The following is a 23531-nucleotide window of genomic DNA, read 5'->3' on the forward strand; positions in this document are numbered from 1 at the left end:
TCTGGCTCAAGCTGCCCGCAAGTTTGTGGCTGCAAGCGATGTTGGGCGATTGGGACGCGTTTCCGGCAACTCGACCGATCGCCGCAAGGTATGCGATGGCGACTCGCCAAACAGTGCGTGGTAGGCAACCGAAAAGCGGCCGAGTTCCCAAAAACCGTGGTCGGTGACAATCTGGGTGACGGTTCTCTTTGAATGGTCCGAGCCCAGCAGCGCGCGGTGTACGAGGTGCATTCGGCGCAGGGCGAGATAACGGATCGGCCCCATTCCTAAATGCTCTTCGCAGGAGGCGCGGAGCGTGCGCTCCGCGACGCCAATCGCAGCGCAGATTTCCGCAAGATAAAGCGGCCGGTCGGGATTGGCCTCCAGGAATTCCTCAAATCGTGCGACGATGGTGTCGTGACGACGGCTACCGGTTCTCGACTCTACAGCGGCGCCTTCGGCGAGGCACCTCACCATGACATAAGTGAGTTCATTCTCGAGTGCCCGCCCCACTTCCGGGATTTCGAGAACATCCGGCATGTCATGAGCGAGCAGCCCAATGCTCTTGTGCAGTTTCAGCAGTCGGAGCATCGCCGCGGAATGCGGGCGGACAATTCGATTCTGCGGCATTTCGACAAACTCGCGACCGAGTACTGCCTCGGCAGCAGCATCAAAGTCATCAGCCGCAAGAGAGATCGTGCCATAGTGGAGGTTTGCGCCAGATCGTTGATGTACGACGTCGGACCTGTTTACGACGAGATCGCTGGCCAAGACCTCCAGGCCACAATGCAGGAAGGCCGACCCATTGGGTTCGGTAAGAAAGCCAATTGATCTGCGGCCTGGACTGATTGCGAGGGTGTTAACCTGCGGAAGCGACACTTGATATCGTTGTACTAAAAGCCTGTTTATGCCGATCTGCGCAATTTCGGCATGAAAGCTTCCTTTCGCCGTCGGAAAAAGTTCTATGTCCGCAGACCAAGTAACTGCCTTGCACTGTGACGGATCAGATAAATTAAAAACTCTACTCCACGCCATTTCTGTTCTCTCCCGAAAACAGAGCTACTAATCACTCGGGACAACTAAGCTTACAGCAAGGAGAACACTGGGAATCGGGAAGAGCGATTTCGGTCGCAAAAGAAGAGCGGGCAACGCCATCAAGTCGACTCGAGATCCGAGGCGAGCCGAGATCTCGGTTGTATTGTAGGACCAGTATTACCTGTGGGCAACTGCTCGAATACTTGGCACAAACACATATTGGTGTCTGCAGGTCGATGATAGCCGTACGCCGATGACGCAGCGTCACTCGAGCTATGGCAACTGCTTGAGACGACGGCGGTCGCAAGAGCGTGCACGGCAAGTGCTTGTGCATTGCTGGCAGCACTCATCGACGATCCGCCGGACTTGCGTGAGTATCTCGCGGTCGGGGACATTTCGGCGGTCCAAGCGCAAATGGATGCAGATGAGACCGATCCTCGGCGAGGGGTGTGTTTACCTTCGGAGTCCGTTTCTACGGATGCACGAGTAATAGGCGTCTGCGCCAACAGCGTTCCCTTCGGCAGTAGCAGCGGGATTAGCAGAAGCCATGCCCACTTGGGATCTTGCCGCCTCATTGGCCTGCCTGAAGCACTCAGCGCGTATGGCCCGAGTCCTATCCATCTGTTGTCCTGTTTGTGCCGATGATGAGATTGCAAGGAATGGAAGTATGGCGACTGCCAACAGTGTTCGCATGTTCAGCATATTTTCCTCCTTGAAGACGTTGGATAGCGGCGTAGCGCGGGTCTCGATCCGATCGGGGCGGGCGTTACGACAATCCGAAAGGTGCTCGGCTCGCCCACGCGCGCCGAGGCCGCCCGCAATAAAGGGAAGAACGGCAAGAACTACATATTGACGTAGATCAATGGCGTGGACCGGGTGATGTGTCCTGCAACGCTAGCTAGAGTGCATGCGTTGCTGCGTTGCGGACCATTTTGCACCATGGGATGCGGGCGAAGCCAGCGATGTCCAGCCGCTTCGGTGACCGCGGCCGTGGTGGCAATGGCGAAGCGGCCAGCTGATTTTGCCCACATGCGTTCGTTCGAACTCTGGGCGGCGAGAGCGTCTGCCTCGCGGATTCGCGCCTCACCGGCGCCGCGCTTTCCGGCGGCGCGTTCGGCCAAGATCTTGGTCAAACGCCTGCGTCTTCGTCAGCCCCTTCGCGGGCGCTTTACGATCGCCGCCGGAAAGGGGGGTGGATGACGTTTCGGGGCCATGCCAGAGACAACAGATCCGTAAACAGGCGTTAACATACAGAGGCTTGGTAAGGTTTTGGCGGGTCTGCGAGGCATGGGTCCAGCGCGACCGGCAATCAATGGATCGGCGACATCTAAGGGAAGAATGATTCTTCCCGATGATTCTCCTGCGGGGATCATTTCGCGCCAGCGTAAACCTCCCCGCGCACGCGCGATCGAGTTCCCTTCTGATGAGTGCCTAAATTTCAGTCGGGCGTCGAGGAGAAATAAGTTAATTATTTCAGTATGTTGGTCGATCACGCACACTCACGTAGCCGTGATATTTGTGCAACATGCGTCCGAAAAGAAGCGGAGGTACCTGCGGACACCTCTCTCTCTTGTTGCGCCTTTGGAGACCTTCGTTTCTTATGGAACAGCGACGGAGGGGGGCATCCCGAAGTCGTCCCGTTCTTGGTGGTTCGCTTAAGTCCCTCGCGTTTTCGCGGGAGTCCGAAAGCGCGAAGCGGCTTGACGGGTTTTGGGGGGACTAGGGAACCAGCTTCAGGGTGTTTGCCCGGCGGATCCGCAGCTCTTCCTTACAGAGCAACTTGGAGGTTTAACATGAAGATGGTTAAGAGCCTTATCCTCGGCTCAGCGGCGGGTCTGCTCGCCATGGGCGGGGCACAGGCGGCCGATCTTCCCGTCAAGGCCAAAGCGGTCGAGTACGTGAGGATCTGTTCGCTTTACGGCGCCGGTTTCTGGTATATCCCCGGCACCGACACCTGCATGAAGATCGGTGGCTACCTGCGTGTCGACACCACGTTCAACGGCGGCATCTACAACGCGCCAGCCTGGAGCGGTGATGCGGGTCAAACTAACCGCTATCAAGACTACTTCTCCGCCCGCTCCCGTATGGCGCTGACGGTCGATACCCGCACAGCAACGGAATATGGCGTCGTCCGCACCTTCGGTCAGGCCGACTTCCAGTTCTCGACGCTCGGCAACAACACCTACAACCCGAACTCGATCAACCAGAGCCTGCCGGTCGCAAGCGCCAACCTGCTTGACACCCCCGGCGGCGGCTATGTCGCGGTCGAATTCGTGTTCATTCAGTTCGCGGGCTTCACCTTCGGTAAGTCGGCTTCGGCCTTCGCGACGCCGTGGCATGGTTATCCGGGCAACAACTCGTCCTTCCTGCTCGGCGGTCATGACACCGTCACCGGCGTGAACAACATCCAGTACACTGCGCAGTTCGGCAACGGCATCTCGGGCACCATCGGCCTTGATGATCCGACCGTCTTCGACCGCACCGTCGTGGCCAACCTGACCGTGCCGCTCACGTCACAGGGCGCTGTCGCCAACGCCTATGCCGGTGTGCATGCGCCGGACGTCGTCGGTAACATCCGCATCGATCAGGCTTGGGGTCTGTTCCAGATTTCGGCTTCGGCACATGAAGTCAACGGCTCCTACAACGTCCTGAATACGGTCGGTGCTCCCGCTGGTGCCACCGGTCTGCCGGGTGCGGCGCCGACCAACCTCTCGGAACTCTCCGGTCACCCCGACACCAAGTGGGGTGGTGCGGTGATGGCTGCGTTGCAGATCAAGAACATCCCGACCGGCCCCGGCGACGACTTCAAGATCGATGCCACCTTTGCCAAAGGTAACACCAAGCAGGTGATCTCGACGTCGGCGACATCACCTAACCCCTTCACGATCTTCGGTGGCGCCAATAATTTCGGCTCCTTCGGAAGCATCGGCTTCGGGGCGGTGACTGACGGAGTGTGGGCACCGGCCGGCCTTGCGGGCCCGTTGTTTGGTGCTGATGGGAAAATCCATCTGACGACAGCATGGGGCGTCCGTGGTGCGTATAACCACAACTGGGATCCTTACTGGTCGAGCAGCTTGTTCGGCAGCTACTCGGCGGTCAGCTACGATAACACGGCAAAATTCTTCGTCTGCTCCACCTTCACTGCTGCCCGCCTCTCGGCGCTCAGTGCCGACTTTAGCTGTAACCCCGACTTCAATGTCTCGCAGCTCGGTACGATCACCCGCTGGACCCCGGTCAAGAATCTGACGTTCTCGGCCGAATTCATGTGGTTCCATCTCGACCAGAAGTTCACTGGCTCCGCTATCCTTACCCCATCGGCGCCGATGCCGACCGCTCGGTACGACTTCAGGGACCAGGATACGTACAGCTTGAACGTCCGCGTTCAGCGCAACTTCTGATCCACGCGTCAAAGGAATCTTAATCAAGGCCCCCGGCAAGCGATTGCCGGGGGTTTCTGTTTGCGCGACAAGGCTTTTAGTATGTGGGGCAGTGAGGACGTGGCCTCGGATTAGACTGCGCTACGAAGATAGCGGGGCCTTTTCGGCCGCGGCCTTTTCAAGCTGATGGTTCAAACCGGCGAGCCTGTCGATCACCCGATCGAGTTCGGGGTGCCCAAACTCAGCCAGAATCAGTTCATGCAGCGCATCTTGCTCAGACGACAGCATCGCCAGATGCGAGTAGGCAGCTTCTGTCAAAGAGAGAGTTGCTAGCTGGGTGTTCGAGGAGGGGGACTTCCGTTGAAGCAGACCCGCTCTCTCCAGCAGATTCAATTGCCTCACGACAAAAGATGTATTCACCTGCAGCGCCTTCGCTATGGCCTCGACGGACACACCATCGCGTCCGTCTAACTCGGCCAAGGCAACAATAATGATCCACTGAGCATCGGTTATGCCTAGATGCCGCGCCCAGTAGTGGCGAATGTCCTCCAGACGACTGACCATTGCGGTGACTTCCGAAATGAACCTGCGGCTCGCCTCGTAGTTTCTCATGGAAAGCTGCCGACGTGAAATCTCCGCGTGTACAGATACTGATCTCGCGCTCAGGTTTTGTAAAGGAGATTCGGCTTGCCTGCTGCGGCCTTTGTCCTGATCTCTTGGCTGTCACCGCGCGCCGGACATTGTCCCTAGGATCGCAGTCGCCGCCAGCCTATGACGATGCCACTCGTCGATATGATCATTCCAATGAGCGACAGCAGCAACACCGCGATGTCCCATGCTGGGCGATGGCGCAGCAGCGGCGGAAAATCGAGACTGTGCAGCGCATTGAACAGCCAGCGATACGCCCGGCGGCTGTTGTCGACGCGGCCGAGAATATCGCCATTGCGCGGATCAATGTAGAACCAGCTCTCAGCCGCGTCGTCGAAGCCCACGCGCGACACCGGCAGAAGCCGCTCATTGTGATGCGAATACCAATAATCATCGGACTGCTGGAGGCGCAGGCGCGCGGTCATCGCGGCGTTTGGCAACAAGCTATTCGCCGCTGAGAAAATCTCGTCGTCGGAAAGCACCTTCGTGGTGCCGCTTGCCGGATCGGCAACAGTCTGACGGCCGTCGCGGTCGGTGAGCACCATCAGCGGATGGCCGCCGAGCCAGACAAAGCGAGCTTCGACCGCCCCGAGCGGAGGCATCGATTGGAAGGCTGCGACAATCCGGGGCGCATCATGCCCGGCATATCGGACCGACATCTCCCGGCTCGGGCCTCGGCCTGCAAAATACTCGCCCGGATTAAGCGACAGCCAACCGCTGAATGTCCACGTCAGGACGAAGATGCCGCCGATCAATCCGGCGATGTGATGCCAGGCCATCCATCCCCGATAAGGCGTGACGCTGCCCCGGGCATAACGCTGGCGCAATCGGAGCCGTAGAATGCCGATCCAGAAACCGGTAGCCGCCACCACGAGGCCAATTCCTGATATCCAGCGCACCACGTGCCGCCACGTCGCGCCATCGCGGCGGAGGACCGTGGGATAGATCCAGTGTGGGATCGAGCCCAGCCAATTCCAGATCCGCTCACGTCGCGTGGTGTCGAGCGCCAGTTCACCGGTCTTCGCCGAGACATAGAGCTCGGTTCCGGCTTCATCTCCGAGCGACACCAGGAGGAGCGGCCGCAAGGGATCATAGCGCGCCGTGACACTCCATTGATCGCGTTCGATTGTGCCAATCAGTCTTGGATGCACGGCATTCGGATGATGGCGGGCGATCGCCAGCGCCTGCTCGGTCGTGATGTCCCCGATCGGATGACCGTCCGTTGCCGATATGGTCTTGCGTGCGCCATTCCAGTCCAGCAGCCGATAGACGGGGATATCGTTCAGCATGACGAGGCGAAGATCGCGCGGATAGTTCGCAACACCGGCGATGGCCATGGCCCGATCGGGCGCCACGAGCACGCGGTCCCAGGCGATCGGTGGCAGCGCCGCCCAGCGCTCGCGATCGGTCAACTGCGGGAACGCCACGTACATCATGACGATGCCCGAGACGAACCACATCGCAAACAGCAGACAGGTCGCGATGCCGATCCAGCGATGGGTGATGTAAAGCCACCGCCGTCCTCTCCGGATCAAAGCGCGGCGCATGATCAGAACTTCACGTCGACGGACACTTCTGCCGTGCGCGGCATGCCGAGCAGCCATTGCCTGGAAGGGGCGGACGTGGCGTAGACAGTGTCGAAGAGATTGTAGAGGCGAAGCGCCACCGTGGTTTGCCCGTCAGGCTTCCACCGCAGTCCGCCGTTGACCACGCTGTAGGCGGGGCGAAGCTGGGTATTGGCGTTATCGGAGAATGTTTGCCCTACGATCTGCACGCCGCCGTAGACGGACCAGTTCGGCGCGAAGTCCCAGGTCAGCCACACGTTCGATACCTGCTGCGGCACATTCGTCGGAACGTTGCCGGCGTAGCTGACGAGTTTGCCGCCCACCACCTGGCTGAAGTTGTCGTACCGGGCCCGCAGCACCGCGAGATTGGCATCGACGCGCCAACCATCATTCAGTGCCAGGCCGATCGATGCTTCGATCCCGCGCGACGATTGCTGGCCGACTTGCAGCGCCAGGCCGGCGGGATTGTTGGGATCCGGGACCAGCAGGTTGTTCTTGACGATTTCGTAACCTGCCAGCGTCCATTCACCACGGCCGCCCCAGAATGATTGCTTGACCCCGACCTCGGTTTGCTTGCCCGTGGCAAGCTGGAAGGTTTTCTGCGTGGCCGACAGCGAGATGAGATTGGTGACGGGATCAACGGCTGTCGCATATTGTCCGTAAAAGGCGAGGTTCGAGACGGGCGTGTAGACCACGCCGGTTCGCCAGCTCGTACCCGACAGCGAGATATCGAAATTATTCGCTGGTGTCCTGTAATCGGTGCGGTCGACATCCGGCCGGTCGAACCTGATGCCGCTTACAACGGACAACTGATCGGTTAGCGACAGCCGGTCCTCGGCAAACAACGCATATTGATTGACGATCGCATTGTAGCCGGGCGTGGTTCGCGTCGTGGAGGTCGCAAAAGACCCCATGTCGCCGGCATAGGGGCTAACCGAAGATGCGCCGCCATAGGGCGAATTGTTGGTGTGGGTAAAATCGATCCGGTTGACGTCGAAGCCCGCAACGAACTCGTTGGCGAAGCCCAGCAGATGACCACGAAACGTTGCGTCCATCCGGTTACCGACCTGCGCCTGGTCGTGGAAGATCTCGATGTAGCTGGTTCGGTCGATCAACCGTGTTGCAGGATTCCAACTATAGTTCTCGACATCACGCCAATGCCGACGGCTGGTCAGGTAGTAGAGTGTGTTCTGGACCTTGACTCCGCCCGTCACGTCCCACTCGGTCTTGAACTGGCTCCAGTTATCCTGATAGCGGATCGCGCTGTCGAGGACGTTGTAGTTCTTGAACCGCAACGTGTCGTCGATCCCGCCGTTGATCAGCGGTGTGCCGAAATAGCGCGAGGGGCTTCGATTGCCGTAGTCGTTCGAGAGTGTGAAAGCGAGGTTTTCGGCGGCCTGGACCCGCACTGCGGCGGAGACCGCAACATTCGACGTCTCGTCGCGATCAACCCAGCCGTTCGACATGTTGCCGATGGCATTGACGCGATAGGATACGTTCGGATTGATCGGGCCGCCGCTATCCACCGCAATGCGTCGCGTCGTATTGGTGTCGAGCGATATCTCGGCATCGTTGTAGGGCGTCGTGACCGGTTTCTTGGGGATCACATTGACGATCCCACCAATCGCGCCTTCCCCGTACAGAACGGAGGCCGGCCCGCGCATGACCTCGATGCGATCCGCCGACCACGTATCGAATGGAAAGGTCACGGTTCCTGCGCCAACATAGAGGCGAGTGCCATCATACAGCGTCATCACCGAATTGCTTCCGGTGAAGCCGCGCGTGCTCAACGAGAGGCCGCCATTGCCCGGCGCCGGGCTCGCGGTAAAGCCCACTGCGTTCTGGGTGACCGCGTCCGTGACATTATGCTGGCCGCGTTCTGCGATGGTCTGCGACGTAATCGTTTCGACGCTGGCGGGCGTCTGCAGCGGGGTGAGATTGAGGCGGCTGCCACTCGCGTTCTGCTTGTTCAGGTTTAGCGTCGGAGATGGCGTGTCGGACGTTGCGGTCGAGGGCGTAGTGCTTCGCGCCGCCGGGCTCCGGCTCGACTGAGACTGCGCAGGTCGCGCCGCGGAAGTTGAACGCTGATGATTGAGACGCTTTGCCGCAGGCTTTTGCGGCTGGATAACGCTCACTGGAGGCAAGACATGGGACGTCTCAGGCTGCTGGGCCTTTGCCGAAGAAGATTCGAGCAGGAGAACCGGCAGGAAGTATCTGAAAGCGAGCCGCGCAGCATCACGCTGCCTTGCGATAGTAACGATAGAGAGCACGAGCAGACCTCGGTATGACGTCAGTGGCACGTCACCGCAAACGAGGTCTCGCTCGAACGTGCCTATGGCACGCCGGACGAAAACAATGTCTGTACTCCCCGACCGACATTCTTGCGTGTGACCACGGCTGACGGCAGGTCTCCTGGCTTGCGGGTCCCAACCCTTCGTCGCCTTCCCAGGACCGAGGCTCCCAGTGGCGCATGACGAAAGATTCGCCGCTCACAGTTGCGGGGGCAGCCGCGGCATAGAGGAGAAAGTCCCCGCACCGCGTTCCCTTTTGATCCCCGTTAGGGGAACCGTCGGTCGCGATCTAGGAGATTGTCTGAGCCGAAGTCAATCCTGTCACAGAGTAGGCATCAGGACACCGCGCGCATCCACGTCGCGGCGAAGGATATGCAGCTCTTCCGCCGTGGGCGCCTCGGTTTCGGGCACCGACGAAAGGTCGCCGAGGTCGAATCCGGTGGCATCCTGCAGCTCATGCCGGTTGACGCCACGATGGATCGAGCGGACCTTCATGCGCCCGGCTTCGCGGTCGAAGTCGAACAGACATTTGGGGGTAACGACCATGCAGGGGCCGCCCCAGTCGAGGCCGAGCTTCCTGCGTCCTTCGATCCCTCCCGGATAGCCGACGCCGGAGACGTAATCGACCTTCTCGACGAAGTTGCGCCGGTCATGGTGCGGCATCATCACATATTCGCGCCGGAACAGCGTCATATGCTCGGGCTGCAGGATCGGGCCGACGAGGCGAACCTTGGGCCGGTCGTGCGGACCGACGCAAACACTGTTGATGTTGCCGACGCGGTCCACCTGTACCGCGCTGCTGAATCCAAAGCTCACATCGCCGCGTTTGAGCACGAACTGGCCGGGATAGTCGACCATCTGGGACTCGCAGGGCAGGTCGCGCAGCATCGCGCTGTGCTCGGAGTCGGGCAGCCGGTCGATCTCGCTGAAGTCCGGGTTATGATAGCAGCCAGCGAGCAGGATGGTCAGGTTCGGTGCGTGCATGCGCTTGGCGAGCTCCATGGCCGCAAGCGGGATGCCGGTCCCGAACAGGGCCGCCGCGGCCCCCGTGAGGAGACCGGTGAAGCCGACCTCGGCATCGGCAAAGCTGCGGGCCAGTGCGACGGCGAGCGTTTCGTTGAGCGTGGCGGGCGCGGTCATGCAAGGCTCCCGAGGTCGGCGAGACGGGAAAGCTGGGCGGCGCCGAGCTTGTCCAGATAAGCGAAGTGGTCCACCGGCCGGCGGACCCAATCATCAAGGTAAGCGGCGAAGGTGCCGTCGTTTGCAGAGGCCGCCACATAGGCATCGAGATGGGTATCATCGGCTAGGTAGCGCCCCAGCGTCGGCGTCGGATGCGATCCCCACGGCACCTCGACCACGGCGCTGATCCGATAGGAGGGCAGCTCGACGAAACGGGCGTGCCGCTTGATGAAGGATTTTGCTACGATCTTTTCCGCGGTGACGATGACATGCTCGCACGAGCGGGCCATCAGCACGTCGCCGCTCTGCGGCAGCAGCCGCCGCGCCGGCGTTACGATGTTGCCCTGCTCGTCGGCCGCGATAGCGTGGATCACCACCACATCGGGATTTGCTGCCGGGAAAGCGTGCAGCCTGCGGCCGGTGATGGGACAGGGGAATTCCTTGATCTCGTCGTTGTAGGTGACGACATCGTTGCCGCCCAGAAACTTGGCGGGCCAGAAGTCGAAGCCGTCCTGGTTGGCTCGGAAGCGGTCCCAGCAGGCCATCTCGGGATAGTCGACGACCTTGAGGCGTCCGCCTTCCACGGCGCGCCGATAATTGCGTGCCAGGCCGTGCTTCTCCAGCCCCACGTAAGATGTTTCGACCTTCTTCAAGCAGCCGGCGCCTGCCAGCATATCGACATCGAAGGAGTGGGCGGATCCGATGATCGTCAGGTCGCGCCGGCCCTGGCGGACTAGCTCGCGCACGAAGGCCATTGGTTTCTGATAGACGGCGAAGCCGCCGAGAGCGAGCCGGCAACCGTCGCCAACGCGTCCCGCGGCTTCCGGCAGGGTGATCAACTTCGAGGCAAGTGGAGCTTTGCTCATGCAAATCCGTCCGCACGTGTGCGCTGCCGGCGGAGCATGCTCCACCAGACGGCGAGGATGATGACGAGGCCCTGGGCGATCAGGAACACGATGGGGTCGATACCGGCGAGGACCATGCCGTTGCGCAGCACGGCGACGAACATGACGCCGAGCACGGTGCCGACGAGGCGACCATATCCGCCGTTCAGGCTGGTTCCGCCGACGATGACCGCGGCGATCACGTCGAGTTCGATATGCTCGCCGACGGTGGCGCTGCCCGAGTTCAGCCGCGACACGAGCATGATGCCGCCGATCGCCGCGAGCACCTGGACAATGATGAACACGGCAATGCGGATGGCGCGCACGGGCACGCCGTAGCGCGACGCCGTGATCGGGTTGCCGCCGACGGCATAGAGGTGCCGCCCGAAGCGCAGTTGCGAGAGCAGCAGCCAGCCAAGTCCGATCGTGCCGGCCGTGAGAACGACCGGTGTAGGCAGGCCGAGAACGGAGCCATACCATAGACCATCGAGCGCCTTCGGCATCGGCCCGATGGTGAGGCCGTCGCTAATGTAGAACGCGACGCCGCGCAGCGCCGACAGCAGCCCCAGCGTCGTGATGAAGGACGGGATCGCCCAGATCACGCGCAGCGCGCCGATGAAGGCTCCGATGAGGACCGCAATGCCGACTGCGAGCGCGCTTGCGGTGACGAGCGACCAGCCGAGCTTCACGACCAGGAGCGACATCACGGTTCCGGCAAGGCCAACGGTTGCTCCCACTGACAGGTCGATCTCACCTGCGATGATCACCATCGTCATTCCGACCGCGATCATCGCGACGACCGAAGTCTGCGTGAGGAGCGTTGCGAAGTTAGCGACGGTCAGGAAATTCGAAGCCGTCGCCGAGAAGTAGATGATGAGTGCCGCCAACGCGATGCCGACGCCGATCTCGGCGCGCCAGGAGGCCAGGGCCGCCTTTAGTCGCGCCGGACTGATGCCTTCGCGAGGTTGGGCGAGCGTGCTGTTCATGGACATGAGTTCTCGCAGGAAGATTGTGAGGGGCTTCTAAGGAGCTCCGTGCCTCGCCTCAGTTGGACAAGGAGCGCACGAGGTCCAGATATTCTTTCACGGGTTGCTGATCGCTCTTGGTGTAGAGCTTCACCGGCACGTTGACGTAGCGCGGCTGATTTTCGCCGCGCTTTGCCTTCGCCGCGGTTTCGACGGTCAGATAGCCGATGCGGTAAGGCTGCTGGTCGGCGATCGCCTCCACCGCACTCGACGGATCGAGCAGCATCTGGGCGAGATCCTGGCTCATGTCGATACCGTACAGCTTGGTCTGCGTGTTGGCCCGGCGCGCTGCGGCTGCCGCTCCGGCGAGCGTGCCGGCGTTGGAGGCCCAGATGGCCGTGGTGTCGGGCTTGCGACGCAGGATGTTCTCCAGGCCGTTGGCGCCCTCCTCGGGCGTGGCGCCGCTGACCTCGGCGACAGTCTCGTACTTCAGGCCCTCGAGAGCGGACAGGAAGCCCTGACGCCGGGGCTGCATGTTGGCGTTGATCGGCGGCAGTGTGATGATGCCGATCGAGGGCTGGCCGCCCTTGCTCTCCAGGTACTTGCGCAGCTCCTTGCCGACCGCGGCGGCCAGCTCGTGGCTGTCGACGCCGATCGAGTGGCTGGCGATCGAGGAATCCTCGAGCCGGGTGTCGTATTCGACGACCATGATGTTGCGGCCCTTGGCCCGGCGGGCGGATGCCACCGAACCCTGCTTGTCGAGCGGCGGCATGATCAGCACGTCGACCCCGCGGGTGACGAAGTCCTCGATCACCTGGCCCTCGGTCGGCAGCTTGCGCTGGTTGAGGCCGAACGTGATCGTCGCGCCGTATTTCGTAGCCGCGTCGCGCATGCCGCGCTCGATCTGCTGCCAGTATTGCGAGTCACGCGCGTAGATGATGGCGCCGATCGTAATCTTGTCCTGAGCCTGTGCAGGGATCGCTCCCGCAAGCCCGACGGCCGTAACGAGCGCGAGCATGGCGGCCTTGAGCCAACGCATGGTGAACATGGATTCCCTCCCGATAAGGGCCGGCCCTCGGCGGGGGCATCGGCCTTGAACGTTTCCGCTGCTACTCCGAAAACGATTTCCGAAAAACGTTTCTGTATCCTACTTGATCAGGCCCTCTCGCAAACGTCAACCGCTAAGACCGCTGTTCCGGCTGCAGGGTCGGCCAGCGCGGCGGGGCGTCGCGGGGCGAACGTCTGATCGGCATCCGAGGTCCAAGGTCGGCGTCGCGAGTCCCTCATCCGATCACGCGCTTTCCGATCAATTCATCGCAGCGTTCGCGGGACCAGCCGAGCCACTCGGCAGCCACCTCGCTTGTGTGTTCGCCGACCAGCGGAGAAGGTCTGCGCACGGCGCCCGGTGTCTCGCGCAACGTGACCGTGATGCCGTGGGTCGGATATGCCCCGGCGCGCGGATGATCGACCGTCAGGATCTGGTTGCGGGCCTTGAGCTGAGGGTTCTCGACCACGTCAGCCATCGTGGAGACCTTGGCGCAGGGCACCCCGGCGCGGTCCATGGCCTCGACCACGGCGTCGGCAGTGTGTCTGAAAACCCAGGCCTGGACTTCAGTCTCGATCGCGGATGCGTTCGCCACGCGCGCCTTGACGGTGGCGAAGCGCGAATCCTGCAGCAGATCCTCGCGTCCCATTGCGTTGACCAGACGCTGGAACAGCGGATCGGTGCCGGAGGCGATATGCACCCAGGCGCCGTCCGATCCCTTGAAGGTGTTGACCGGCGACGTGTAGCGGTCCCGGTTGCCCTGGCGGCTCATGCTGCGGCCGAAGACAGCCTGCTCGGGGATCGCCGTCATCAGCAGGCTGGCTGCGCTCTCGAGCAACGTGGCTTCGACGAGCTGGCCCTTGCCGGTCTGCTCGCGGGCGGCAAGGGCGGTGAGCGCCCCGATGGTGGCGTAGAGCGCGGTCGTGTAATCCACCACGAAAGTGCCGGCCATGGTCGGCGGGCCGTTCGGGTCGCCGGTGAGCTCCATCAATCCGCTCGTCGCCTGCGCGATCACGTCGAAGCAGGGGCGCTGCGAGAGAGGTCCGGTCTGGCCGAAGCCCGAGATGCGCACCATGATGAGCCGCGGGTTCAGCGCATGCAGCGCCTCCCAGCCGCAGCCCATCTGCTCCATCGTTCCCGGACGGAAGTTTTCGATCAGGATGTCGGCCTTGCCGGCGAGTTCGCGCAGCACCTGCTGGGCCTCAGGCTTGCGGAAATCGAGCGCGAAGCTGCGCTTGTTGCGGTTATAGGTCATGAAATAGACGCTCTCGCCGCCAAGCTTCGGCTCGTTCTCGCGGGTGTCCTCGCCCGAGTCGATGCGCTCCACCTTGACGACATCAGCACCGTGATCGGCAAGCTGCATCGCGCAGAACGGGCCGGCGATGAAGCGCGACACGTCGAGGACCTTCAATCCCTGTAGCGCACTGAACATGTCAAAGATCTCCTGCTTCCTGAACCGGAAGTCTGTCGAGGTGTTGGCGGTAGGCGAGATACTGCTTCTTGAGATGAGCGTAGGCGGCGATCGCATCGGGCGCCGGTTCGATCTTCTCGCGGATTCGGACCATCGCGGCGCTAGCCGCCCGAAGGTCGGCATGAAGTCCGACGCCGACGGCTGCCAGCATGGCGGCGCCGAGCGCCGAAGCCTCGGCGATTTCAGGTACGATGAGCGGCTTGCCGAGCAGGGCGGCGCGAATTTCGAGCCACAGCGACGACTCGGTCCCACCGCCCACAGCACGGATCTCGCGCACCGGCATGCCCGCGGTCGCGAGCGCATCGAAGACCTCTGCGACCTCAATCGCTACGCCTTCGAGCGCGGCGCGGAACAGATGCCCGCGTCCGTGCTCGAAACTTAGTCGCATCAAGCCGCCACGTTCGGTGACGTCCCATCGCGGCGTCCGCGAGCCCGCCAGCATGGGTGAGAAGATCAGGCCGTCGCTGCCGGCGGCGACCGCGGCGGCTTCGGCCGTCAGCGTCGGCAAGTCGGCGCCGAGCACGCCGGCAAGCCACGCGACCGCGCCGCCGGTAGCGGCCATCGGACCGCCGATGCACCAGGCCTCTCCGACAGGAAAGCGATTGAGGACCAGGCGGCGATCCGGATCGAAGCATGGCTGGTCGGCGCAGGCAAAGATGACGTCCGTGGTGCCCATGACGTTGACGGCAATGCCGGGCTCGACCATGCCGCCTCCCATTCCGCCGACGGTGCCGTCAGGGCCGCCGACCACCACCGCTGTTCCATCCAGCAGCCCCAGCGCATTCGCCGCGCCCCGGGTCAACCGGCCGGCGATCGCGGTGCCGTCGCGTATCTCGGGGAAAAGGTGGCGCGGCAGTTCCAGCGCTGCGATCGAGTCCTCGCTCCAGGCGCCCCGCCCGACATCGAACAGCAGCGAATAGGAAGCGCCCGCGGGATCGCAGACGGCTTCGCCGCAAAGCCGCATGAGCAGCCAGTCCTTCATGGTCAGCATGAGGCGCGCTTCGGCGAAGACGTCGGCCTGATGATCGCGGAACCAGAGCAGCAGCGGCCCGGTCAGCTCGGGGGCGATCCGGCGACCGGAGATGCCATAGACGGTTGCGGCGCCAAGTCGACGTTCGATGAGGGCAGCTTCACGCGTCGCGCGCCGGTCCTGCCAGGTGCAGATGGGAGCAAGCGGCAGCCCATGCGCGTCCGTGAGCACCATGCCAATCGCGGCGGTGACGCCGATCGCGGCGATGCGCTCCCGATCGACGCCGAGATCACGGACCGTTTCGACGATCGCTGCCCACAGCGACGTTGGATCGGCTTCGGCGAACGAGGCCTGAAGCGCAACGCTGAAAGGGCGGCTGGCATGGCCGAGCCGCACGCCGGCCGCGTCGAACAGCGTGGCCCGCGTGCTGCTGGTGCCGGCGTCGATGGCGAGGATCAGGTCACCTCGCATTATGACTCGATCCTGTGAAGGAAATGGCGGCGGGAGAGGCGGGCAGGTTCATGGGTCCCGTACGTCGGTTTTGGCGTGCTGGCATAAAGACACAAAAAACGATTTCCGAAAACGTTTTTTTTTGCTACGTCGCTGCCATGGCCAAGACGGCCGCGGATCTCAAAGACAGTCAGGAGTGCAGCAGATGACGACTTCACAGCCCGCGCGAGCCAAGATCGGAGCCGCACGTGCGGTCGTCCAATGCCTCAAGCTCGAAGGCGTGGAGTTCATCTTCGGCGTACCTGGCGGCCAAACGCTCTCGATCATGGACGCGCTCTATGACGAGCCCGGCATCCGTTTCATCACGACGCGCGATGAGCGCGCTGCCGCACATATGGCCGACGCCTACGGCCGTCTCACAGGCAAGCCCGGCGTCTGCCTCGCGACCACCGGCCCCGGAGCGACCAACCTGATTACCGCCGTGGGCGGTGCGCACCGCGATTCAAGTCCGGTTGTGGTGATCACCTGCAACAATCGGCGCCGGCACATAGGCCAGGACGATAACCAGGATGCCGATCACATCACGCTGTTTCGGCAGTTCACCAAGCTGAGCCGTTTCGTGCCGGACAGCGAAGGCATTCCGCAGGCGGTGCGCGAGGCCTTCCGTGTGGCGACGACCGGCAATCCCGGCCCCGTTCTGCTTGATTTCGCCCGCGATGCGGTCGAGGGCGGCGAGATCGCGTTCGAGCCGATCGACCCGCAGAATTACCGCTTCAACGAGCGCCCGGTCGCGCCTGAAGCCTCCATCGCGGCGGCTGCCCGGGCGCTGGCCGTCGCCAGGAAACCGGTGCTGTGGCTTGGTCGCGGCGCGATCATCGCGCGGGCCGGCGAGGCCGCGCTGAAGCTGGCCGAACTGCTCGGTGCGCCGATCGTGACGAGCTTCAACGGCATCTCTGCCGTGCCCGGCGACCACGATCTATGCTTTGGCCCGCGCAGCCGCTTCGGCACCAAGGTTTCCAAACACCTGCTGCAGGACTCGGATTGCATCCTTGTCGTCGGCAACAGCATGAATGCAGCGTCGACCTCGCGCTGGACGCTGCCGCTGACGCGGAACATCGTGCAGGTGGATCTCGATCCGGCGATCGTCGGCCGCAATTACCCGGTCGCGGTGGGCGTGATCGGCGACGCCACAGATGCGCTGCGGCGGCTCGCGGGGGCGCTGCAGGGCAAGGTATCGGCCAATGCCGCCGCGCGCGCAGACTGGCTCGCTCAGGCCAGGCGGCTGCGGGAGGAGTGGCGCAAGGACGTCTTCGCCCCGGCCTACGCGACGTCGCGGCCGATCAAGCCGCAATGGGTCATGCAGACGCTCGGCGCAGCGATTGATGCGAACACGGTGATTATTGCCGATGCAGGCAACCCAGGCGTCTGGACGCATATGCTGCCGATCAAGACGCCCGGCGCCTACATGAAGCCGGTCGGCTACGGAAACATGGCCTTCGGCCTGCCGGCTGCGATCGCCGCCAAGCTTGCGGGGCCCGGCAAGGACGTCATCGCCGTCGTTGGCGACGGCTCGCTCGGCATGAGCATGGGCGACATGGAGACTGCCGTGCGTGAGAAGGCGCCGTTCACGCTGATCGTGATGAACGACATGGCGTACGGCAACATCAAGCAGGAAGAGCTGCACTTCCACGGCCAGCGCTACATCGGCGTGGATTTCGGCGACGTGGACTATGCAGGCATCGCCAAGTCCATGGGCGGCGACGGTGAGAAGGTTACCAATCCCGCCGACCTGGCCGCCGCGATTGCCCGAGGCAAGGCATCGGGCCGCTTCTACCTGATCGACGTCCGCATCGACGGCAGCGAGAACGTCTGGAAGGATCCGATCTGAGGCCTGCAGCCGACCGCGGTGTTGTCGGAGATCAGACCCGCAACACCCGGTCGGTCGTGATGCCGAGCAGCCGTCTCGAACCGATGGCATCGAGGGCCGCCCAATGATCGCCCGGCTTGAACACATGCCTATCCAGCCAGGCCCGTAGGGCCTGGTGCGACCGCGTCGCGTCGGCGATCGCGCCAAGCGCTGCGTGGTCCGCTTCGTAACGAATGTCGCAGGCAGCCGGATAGGCCCCGTAAGGCGCCTCGACGATGCAGGCGACGGACTCACCGGACAGAAATGGATCGGTCGGGCGCCGGGCGACGGCCTGACTGCTGACGATCTGCTCCACGGACACGATCACCTTTGTTGCGGTCTTCGCGAGCAGCACGTCCGGGAATTCGGCCTCCCACTGATCCATGGCGAAGCGAACGTTGCCGTCCGCGTCGGCCCACTGCGCATGCAGAAGCACGACATCCGGCCGCAATACGCGGAAATGGGAGTCCCAGGTGCCCGACGTGGAGGGCAACCCCAGCGCTATGGCGCGGATGCGATCACGTGTCTCGATGTCATCGGCCGCGATACGCGCGCTGCAGCCTGCAGCGACGAGGAGTTCGAGCGCCAGGCTCTTGTCCCAGGACACCAGACGAAGGTCCTTGCGGCCCTGCCGGATGATCCCGCACGCCAGCGCCATCGGCGGCCTGCGCCCTGCGTGACCGCCAAGGGCGACACAGTCGGCGTCACGAATGAGGCCGATTGCTTCGGCGAGCGAAACGACTTTGTGTCGTGCGGACATTGGCGGGAATCCTCGGGTGGGCTCAGCGCTCGTCGCGACCGACATAGACCCCGTCGGGGTCGATGACGTCGCGCAGCAGGCGGAGCAAATGAGTATCGGGCTTCGGTTCGGTTTCGAGCGTCGGGGCCGCGTCGATCGCAAAAGCGATGTGCTCCTGCACTTCGGCGAGAGTTACCCCGGGATAGAGGCGCTCCACGCGCATGCGCTTGGAGACCGGATCGAAACCAAGGATCGCGCGATCGCTTATCACCCTGACCGGCCCCGCGCCGGGTAGGCCCGCGGCTTCACGTGCGCCAGGACCGGTGAGGAAGCCCGGTGTCGTCAGGTACTGCACCTTCTCGACGAAACGCTTGCGGTCGAGGCGCGCGATCACCACGAAGCGCTTCGCCATGCTGGCGATGTCGTTGGCGCCGCCGCTGCCCGGCAGCCGGACCCGCGGCCGGTCGTAGGGCCCGATCACCGTCGAGTTGAGGTTGCCGTAAGTATCGATCTCGGCCGTGCCGAGGAAGCCGATGTCGACCTTCGCCTGCTGCAGCAGGCTGAGGGCATAGAACGTGCCGGCGACCTTGGTGGAGCCGTGCACAAGCCGGTAGTCGCCGACGCCGGTGGCGAGGTCGACAGGCTGGGGATCGATGATGCCGGATTCGAACACGAGGTTGACGCGCGGCGCGTGGGTCGCCTTGGCGAGATAGGCGGCCACCATGGGCAGGCCTGTCCCGATGAAGGCGGTGTCGCCGTCGCGAATCTCGCGCGAGGCGGCGACGGCCATGTATTCGTCGCGGCTGACATCAGTCATGACGGACCTCACGCAGGTAACCCAACGCGGGGTCGACGCGCAGGCGGAGCAGCCGGGACATCGTCAGGGCGTCCAGATAGGCATAATGATCGGGCAGGCCATGCACCCAGCGGTCGAGCCACGCCGTCGTGTCAGTCTCCGAGCGCGATGCGGCGTAATAGTCGGCAAGGTGAGGAGCGTCATGGTCGTAGTAGCCGTAGACTCCCGTCGGATGCGCGCCGTACGGCACATGGACGACCATGTCGACCATCAGCGCCGGCAGCAGCGTGAGTTCGGGTTGGCGGCGGATGACGTCGGTGTCCACGATCTCCTCGACGGTGACGATCACCTGTGCCGCAGCGCGCGCCTGCTCCTCGATCACCGACGTTGTCCCGAATAGCTGCACATTGCCGAACCGGTCGGCACGGGCGGCGTGAATGACGGCCACGTCGGGCTTGAGCGGAGAGACCGCGGTGACGATGCCGTTGCCGAACGGCGAATCCAGGCGCTGAGCCTTGTGCGCCGCCGGCTCGAAACCGGAGACCGCGAGGATATCCGTCCCCGCCATCGCTTTCATGGGCATGAACGGCAGGCCGAGCCCCGCCGCCATCAAGCGCGACACCATGCCGAAATGGCTATGGTCTTCGACCGCGATGGTGCCCGCCTCCACCGCCTTGGAGAAACGCTGGCAGCGGCCGTAGCCCTCGAACATGAAGTTCGAGAAATAGACCTTCTCGAGCATGCCCGCTGCGGCCAGGAGCTCGGCGACCCAGCATTCTGCGACGCTCATCAGCGTGAGCCGCGAGCGCCCTTGCCGGACGAGCTCGCGCGTGAAGGCGAGCGGCTGGTGGGAATGCGCGAAGCCGCCGGCGGTCAGCGATGCGCCGCTCACGACGGATTGCGCGGCCTCGGCCAGCGAGACGAGTTTCGACGGCGTTTGCACCATGCTGGGGTCTTGTCCGTGAGGCGCTCAGGCCGCCTCGATCCAGGTCTGGCGGGCGCCGGTGATCAGCGACACGACATCGTCGCCATTGACGGAGGCGGTCGGCACGTCGCCCACCTTGGTCCCATGCCGCAGAACCACCACACGGTGGCTCATCTCCATCACCAGCGGCATGTTGTGGCTGATGAGCACGATGGAGATGCCCTGTTCCTGCAGCTTCCGCACGGCGTCCATCGCACGCTTGGTCTCCTGCACGCCGAGCGCGGCAGTCGGCTCGTCGAGCAGCACGAGCGAGGATTTCCACAGTTTGGTGCGGGCCAGCGCAACGGCCTGGCGCTGGCCGCCGCTGAGACCGGAAACGTTGGCGTCGGCTCGCGGCACGTTGACAGAAAGGCCCGTCAGCGCATGGTCAGCCGCCGCGCGCATGCTGCGCTTGTCCAGGAAACGCAGCGGAGCGATCCCCCAGGTTCTTTCCCGGCCCAGAAATATGTTGTCGGCGACGCTCAAATTGTCGCAGAGGCCGAGGTCCTGGTACACGGTTTCGATTCCCAGATTCCTCGCCACCTCAGTGGAGGAGATCGCGATAGGGCGGCCGTCGAACAGGATTTCTCCTCCGGTCGGCTGAATGGCGCCGGACAGGATCTTGACGAAGGTGCTCTTGCCCGCGCCATTGTCGCCGACGAGCGCGATGGTCTCGCCTTTGCGGATGCGGAAGTCGACGCCCCGCAAGGCATGGACCGGGCCGTAGGATTTCCTGACGCCACGCGCTTTCAAGAAGGGCCGCGCCGCTGGTGCCGGGTGTCATTCGCATCCTCCCGTGTGGATATGAAGCCGCGAAACGATTTCCGAAAACGTTTCTTGGTTTTGGAAGCTACACGTGCTATGACACCGGGGTCAACTGCGGACTTAATCTGCTTGCGATGTGCGTTCTCTCAGGGTCTGAATCTGGACGAAGGCCGGCCGGCCGCTATTGCTGCCGAACGGTGCATGGGGGTCGGAGAGCCTGAGACATGAAAGACAAGAAGCGCGTAACGATCAAGGATGTCGCCAACGAGTGCGGCATCGCCCTCTCGACCGTCTCCAACGCGCTGGTTGGCAAACAGCATGTGAGCGAGGAGACCCGGCGGCTGGTGAAGGAGACGGCCGAGCGTCTCGGCTATCGTGCGTCTGCCGTGGCCAGGGCGCTGCGGATGCAGCGCAGCTTCACCATCGGCGTCCTGATCGCCGACGTCGCCAACCCGGCCTTTCCGGATTTCGTCCGTGGCGTGGAGGACGTGGCGATCCGCGAAAAGTGCAGCCTGCTTCTCTGCAACACGGATGGCGATGAGGAGAAGCAGATCTGGCATATGCGCGCGCTGCTCGACAGCCAGGTCGACGGCATGGTGCTGATCTCCCAATACACGGATACGCCGCGCGTTCGCGAGCTGCTCGATTCGGGAACGCCTTTCGTGCTGGTCCAGCGGCGCAGTCCGCGCCACGAGGATGACTATGTCGGTTCCGACAATGTCGGCGGAATCACCCAGGCGGTCGATCATCTCGCCAGTCTCGGCCATACCCGCATCGGTTTCGTGCGTGGTCCGATGGACTCCTCGACCGCCGCCGAACGGCTCGAGGCCTACAAAGCCGCTGTTCGCCGCCTGAAGCTCGACCGGGACGCCGAACTCATCTTCAACGGCGACTACAATTTGCCGACCGGCTATGACGCCGGCCTGCGCTTGTTGTCTCTGCCCAATCGCCCCACCGCGATCATGGCCAGCAACGATCTGAACGCCATGGGCGTGATCGAGGCGGCCATGGAGCTCGGCATCAAGGTGCCGAGCGATCTCTCGGTTGTCGGTCTCGACGACATCCAGCTCGCTTCCTTCCGTCGCATCGATCTGACCACCATCCATCTGCAGAAGCGTACCATGGGCGCGGCTGCGGCGGAGATGCTTATGAAGCGGATCCGCAATCAGCGTCCGTCGCCGGCACGCGAGCAGATTTTCCCGACGGGCCTCGTGGTCCGCGGGTCCACCGCGCGCGCCCCCCAGGCGGCGGGCAGGAAGCGCAAGAAAGAAGCCGTATAATTCCAGTCAAGGAGAGGAAATGGCCGGTTCGCTTGAGGGGATCAAGGTCCTCGATTTGTCGCGCTTCATTGCGGGACCTGTTTGCGGAATGCTGCTGGGCGACATGGGCGCCGACGTCGTCAAGGTGGAGCGGGCCGGCAGGGGTGAGGATGCCCGGGCGATTGCGCCAAAGATCGGAGGCGAGAGCCTCTATGTCATGATGTTCAATCGCAACAAGCGCAGCCTTGCGCTCGACTATCGCAGCGCCGAGGGCCAGCAGCTCCTGCGCGACCTCGCCGCCAAAGCGGACATCCTGATCGAGAATTTCCGGCCGGGCACCCTCGAGAAGATGGGATGCAGCTACGAGGAGCTCGCTGCAATCAATCCGCGTCTGATCATGGTGCGCATCTCCGGCTTCGGACAGACCGGACCGCATGCGCAGCGCCCATGCTTCGATGTCATCGCGCAGGCCATGAGCGGCCTGATGGAGATCACGGGCGAGGCCGGCGGCAAGCCGGTCCCTTCAGGCGCCTTCGTCGTCGATCAGGTGACCGGGCTCTACGCGACCGTCGGTGCGCTCGGAGCCTTGCAGGCGCGCGAGCGGACAGGACGAGGGCAGGTGGTTGACGCAGCGCTGTTGGACAGCGCCGTGACGCTGCTGCTGACCGCCATTCCCGAATACGCGCTGTTCGGAACGGAGGCCACGCGCAAGGGCGCGCGCGACCGCTATTCGGCGCCGGCCAACAACTATCGTTGCAAGGACGAGCGCTGGATTCACTTCAACGCCGGCAATGATGCGCTGTTTCCCCGCTTGTGCAAGGCGGCCGGGCTCGAGCACCTGCTCTCGGACGATCGGTTCGCCACGCATGCTGCACGCATGGCCAATGCTGATGCGATCGAAACCATCATCGCCGGCTGGATCGCCCAGCACCACTCCGACGACGTTGTCGAGATCCTGGCGCGTGCCGAGGTGCCGTGCGGGAAGGTCGCCACCATTGCCGAAGTGGTCACAAATCCGCAGCTCAAGCATCGCGAGCAGATCGTCGATGTCGCTTATCCCGACGGCAATGTGCCGATGCACGGGGTCACCGTTAAGCTTTCGGAGACCGCGAACAGCATCCGCCGGCGGGCGCCGTCGATCGGAGAACACACCAGCGAGGTGGTCGCGGACTGGCTCGGCTGAAGCGAGCGCCGAACGCGCACGGGGCGACGGCGCCGCCCCGCGGCACGTTCGTGCCACATT

The 23531-nt window shown here is 63.1% G+C and carries 19 protein-coding genes and 1 riboswitch; of the genes, 4 read left to right on the plus strand and 15 right to left on the minus strand.

The window, feature by feature from the left end; genetic code table 11:
- Nucleotides 1-6: 6 nt before the first annotated feature.
- Both ACZXDY_RS00550 and ACZXDY_RS00555 read right to left on the minus strand, forming a co-directional pair.
- A complete protein-coding gene (locus tag ACZXDY_RS00550; RefSeq protein ID WP_080663506.1) occupies nt 7-1014 on the minus strand; it encodes an AraC family transcriptional regulator in 1008 nt (335 codons plus the stop codon).
- Nucleotides 1015-1856: 842 nt separating this feature from the next.
- On the minus strand, nt 1857-2147 hold the full coding sequence (locus ACZXDY_RS00555) for a hypothetical protein (protein ID WP_464344053.1): 291 nt from the start codon (nt 2145-2147) through the stop codon (nt 1857-1859).
- Nucleotides 2148-2807: 660 nt separating this feature from the next.
- Between ACZXDY_RS00555 and ACZXDY_RS00560 the strand changes: the two genes are divergently transcribed.
- A complete protein-coding gene (locus ACZXDY_RS00560) occupies nt 2808-4412 on the plus strand; it encodes a porin (RefSeq protein ID WP_028161544.1) in 1605 nt (534 codons plus the stop codon).
- Between the two features lie 120 nt (nt 4413-4532).
- Here ACZXDY_RS00560 and ACZXDY_RS00565 read toward each other — a convergent pair whose 3' ends face one another.
- From ACZXDY_RS00565 to ACZXDY_RS00605, 9 genes are all read right to left on the minus strand, one after another.
- The gene (locus ACZXDY_RS00565; protein ID WP_464344054.1) at nt 4533-5003 is read right to left on the minus strand and encodes a MarR family winged helix-turn-helix transcriptional regulator; all 471 of its coding nucleotides are present in this window, start codon (nt 5001-5003) and stop codon (nt 4533-4535) included.
- Between the two features lie 134 nt (nt 5004-5137).
- Nucleotides 5138-6586: a PepSY domain-containing protein gene (locus tag ACZXDY_RS00570; RefSeq protein WP_464344055.1), complete on the minus strand. Its 1449-nt coding sequence runs from the start codon at nt 6584-6586 to the stop codon at nt 5138-5140.
- A gap of 2 nt (nt 6587-6588) precedes the next feature.
- On the minus strand, nt 6589-8874 hold the full coding sequence (locus tag ACZXDY_RS00575) for a TonB-dependent receptor (RefSeq protein WP_464344056.1): 2286 nt from the start codon (nt 8872-8874) through the stop codon (nt 6589-6591).
- A 115-nt stretch (nt 8875-8989) separates the two neighbouring features.
- Nucleotides 8990-9190, minus strand: a riboswitch (cobalamin riboswitch).
- Nucleotides 9191-9216: 26 nt separating this feature from the next.
- The gene (locus tag ACZXDY_RS00580) at nt 9217-10035 is read right to left on the minus strand and encodes a hypothetical protein (RefSeq protein ID WP_464344057.1); all 819 of its coding nucleotides are present in this window, start codon (nt 10033-10035) and stop codon (nt 9217-9219) included.
- Nucleotides 10032-10940, minus strand: coding sequence for a CoA transferase subunit A (locus ACZXDY_RS00585; RefSeq protein WP_456643761.1), 909 nt, complete (start codon nt 10938-10940; stop codon nt 10032-10034). The genes ACZXDY_RS00580 and ACZXDY_RS00585 overlap by 4 nt, the downstream gene beginning before the upstream one ends.
- A complete protein-coding gene (locus tag ACZXDY_RS00590; protein ID WP_464344058.1) occupies nt 10937-11950 on the minus strand; it encodes an ABC transporter permease in 1014 nt (337 codons plus the stop codon). Before ACZXDY_RS00590 ends, ACZXDY_RS00585 begins: the two co-directional genes overlap by 4 nt.
- A 52-nt stretch (nt 11951-12002) precedes the next feature.
- Nucleotides 12003-12971, minus strand: a complete 969-nt coding sequence (locus tag ACZXDY_RS00595; RefSeq protein WP_464344059.1) for a sugar ABC transporter substrate-binding protein — start codon at nt 12969-12971, stop codon at nt 12003-12005.
- Between the two features lie 235 nt (nt 12972-13206).
- Entirely contained in the window at nt 13207-14400 is a 1194-nt protein-coding gene (locus ACZXDY_RS00600; protein ID WP_464344060.1) for a CaiB/BaiF CoA transferase family protein, read from the minus strand.
- Between the two features lies 1 nt (nt 14401).
- Nucleotides 14402-15880, minus strand: a complete 1479-nt coding sequence (locus ACZXDY_RS00605; RefSeq protein ID WP_464344061.1) for a xylulokinase — start codon at nt 15878-15880, stop codon at nt 14402-14404.
- Between the two features lie 184 nt (nt 15881-16064).
- Between ACZXDY_RS00605 and ACZXDY_RS00610 the strand changes: the two genes are divergently transcribed.
- Nucleotides 16065-17747, plus strand: coding sequence for a thiamine pyrophosphate-binding protein (locus ACZXDY_RS00610; RefSeq protein ID WP_464344062.1), 1683 nt, complete (start codon nt 16065-16067; stop codon nt 17745-17747).
- A 31-nt stretch (nt 17748-17778) separates the two neighbouring features.
- Here the strand turns inward: ACZXDY_RS00610 and ACZXDY_RS00615 are convergent, their stop codons facing one another.
- From ACZXDY_RS00615 to ACZXDY_RS00630, 4 genes are read right to left on the minus strand one after another with little or no spacing between them, the layout of a single operon-like run.
- Nucleotides 17779-18525 (minus strand): hypothetical protein, encoded by a 747-nt coding sequence (locus ACZXDY_RS00615; RefSeq protein WP_464344063.1) that lies wholly within the window; start codon nt 18523-18525, stop codon nt 17779-17781.
- Nucleotides 18526-18547: 22 nt separating this feature from the next.
- Nucleotides 18548-19321 (minus strand): CoA-transferase subunit beta, encoded by a 774-nt coding sequence (locus tag ACZXDY_RS00620; RefSeq protein ID WP_464344064.1) that lies wholly within the window; start codon nt 19319-19321, stop codon nt 18548-18550.
- A complete protein-coding gene (locus tag ACZXDY_RS00625; RefSeq protein ID WP_464344065.1) occupies nt 19314-20246 on the minus strand; it encodes a CoA transferase subunit A in 933 nt (310 codons plus the stop codon). Before ACZXDY_RS00625 ends, ACZXDY_RS00620 begins: the two co-directional genes overlap by 8 nt.
- Nucleotides 20247-20270: 24 nt before the next feature.
- The gene (locus ACZXDY_RS00630) at nt 20271-21017 is read right to left on the minus strand and encodes an ATP-binding cassette domain-containing protein (RefSeq protein WP_464344066.1); all 747 of its coding nucleotides are present in this window, start codon (nt 21015-21017) and stop codon (nt 20271-20273) included.
- Between the two features lie 236 nt (nt 21018-21253).
- Between ACZXDY_RS00630 and ACZXDY_RS00635 the strand changes: the two genes are divergently transcribed.
- Together ACZXDY_RS00635 and ACZXDY_RS00640 are read left to right on the plus strand one after the other, a co-directional pair.
- Nucleotides 21254-22309 carry a LacI family DNA-binding transcriptional regulator gene (locus ACZXDY_RS00635; RefSeq protein ID WP_456643769.1) on the plus strand — a complete coding sequence of 352 codons (1056 nt, stop codon included), beginning with the start codon at nt 21254-21256 and terminating at the stop codon, nt 22307-22309.
- A 19-nt stretch (nt 22310-22328) separates the two neighbouring features.
- Entirely contained in the window at nt 22329-23471 is a 1143-nt protein-coding gene (locus ACZXDY_RS00640; RefSeq protein ID WP_464344067.1) for a CaiB/BaiF CoA transferase family protein, read from the plus strand.
- The last annotated feature ends 60 nt before the right edge of the window (nt 23472-23531 follow it).

Source organism: Bradyrhizobium sp. LeoB3 (assembly GCF_055456055.1).

Bases quoted from the DNA above. Each gene is read 5' to 3' on its own strand.
- ACZXDY_RS00550 (WP_080663506.1), bottom strand. From the start codon at position 1,014: ATGGCGTGGAGTAGAGTTTTTAATTTATCTGATCCGTCACAGTGCAAG.
- ACZXDY_RS00560 (WP_028161544.1), top strand. From the start codon at position 2,808: ATGAAGATGGTTAAGAGCCTTATCCTCGGCTCAGCGGCGGGTCTGCTC.
- ACZXDY_RS00565 (WP_464344054.1), bottom strand. From the start codon at position 5,003: ATGAGAAACTACGAGGCGAGCCGCAGGTTCATTTCGGAAGTCACCGCA.
- ACZXDY_RS00570 (WP_464344055.1), bottom strand. From the start codon at position 6,586: ATGCGCCGCGCTTTGATCCGGAGAGGACGGCGGTGGCTTTACATCACC.
- ACZXDY_RS00580 (WP_464344057.1), bottom strand. From the start codon at position 10,035: ATGACCGCGCCCGCCACGCTCAACGAAACGCTCGCCGTCGCACTGGCC.
- ACZXDY_RS00585 (WP_456643761.1), bottom strand. From the start codon at position 10,940: ATGAGCAAAGCTCCACTTGCCTCGAAGTTGATCACCCTGCCGGAAGCC.
- ACZXDY_RS00590 (WP_464344058.1), bottom strand. From the start codon at position 11,950: ATGTCCATGAACAGCACGCTCGCCCAACCTCGCGAAGGCATCAGTCCG.
- ACZXDY_RS00595 (WP_464344059.1), bottom strand. From the start codon at position 12,971: ATGTTCACCATGCGTTGGCTCAAGGCCGCCATGCTCGCGCTCGTTACG.
- ACZXDY_RS00600 (WP_464344060.1), bottom strand. From the start codon at position 14,400: ATGTTCAGTGCGCTACAGGGATTGAAGGTCCTCGACGTGTCGCGCTTC.
- ACZXDY_RS00605 (WP_464344061.1), bottom strand. From the start codon at position 15,880: ATGCGAGGTGACCTGATCCTCGCCATCGACGCCGGCACCAGCAGCACG.
- ACZXDY_RS00610 (WP_464344062.1), top strand. From the start codon at position 16,065: ATGACGACTTCACAGCCCGCGCGAGCCAAGATCGGAGCCGCACGTGCG.
- ACZXDY_RS00615 (WP_464344063.1), bottom strand. From the start codon at position 18,525: ATGTCCGCACGACACAAAGTCGTTTCGCTCGCCGAAGCAATCGGCCTC.
- ACZXDY_RS00620 (WP_464344064.1), bottom strand. From the start codon at position 19,321: ATGACTGATGTCAGCCGCGACGAATACATGGCCGTCGCCGCCTCGCGC.
- ACZXDY_RS00625 (WP_464344065.1), bottom strand. From the start codon at position 20,246: ATGGTGCAAACGCCGTCGAAACTCGTCTCGCTGGCCGAGGCCGCGCAA.
- ACZXDY_RS00635 (WP_456643769.1), top strand. From the start codon at position 21,254: ATGAAAGACAAGAAGCGCGTAACGATCAAGGATGTCGCCAACGAGTGC.
- ACZXDY_RS00640 (WP_464344067.1), top strand. From the start codon at position 22,329: ATGGCCGGTTCGCTTGAGGGGATCAAGGTCCTCGATTTGTCGCGCTTC.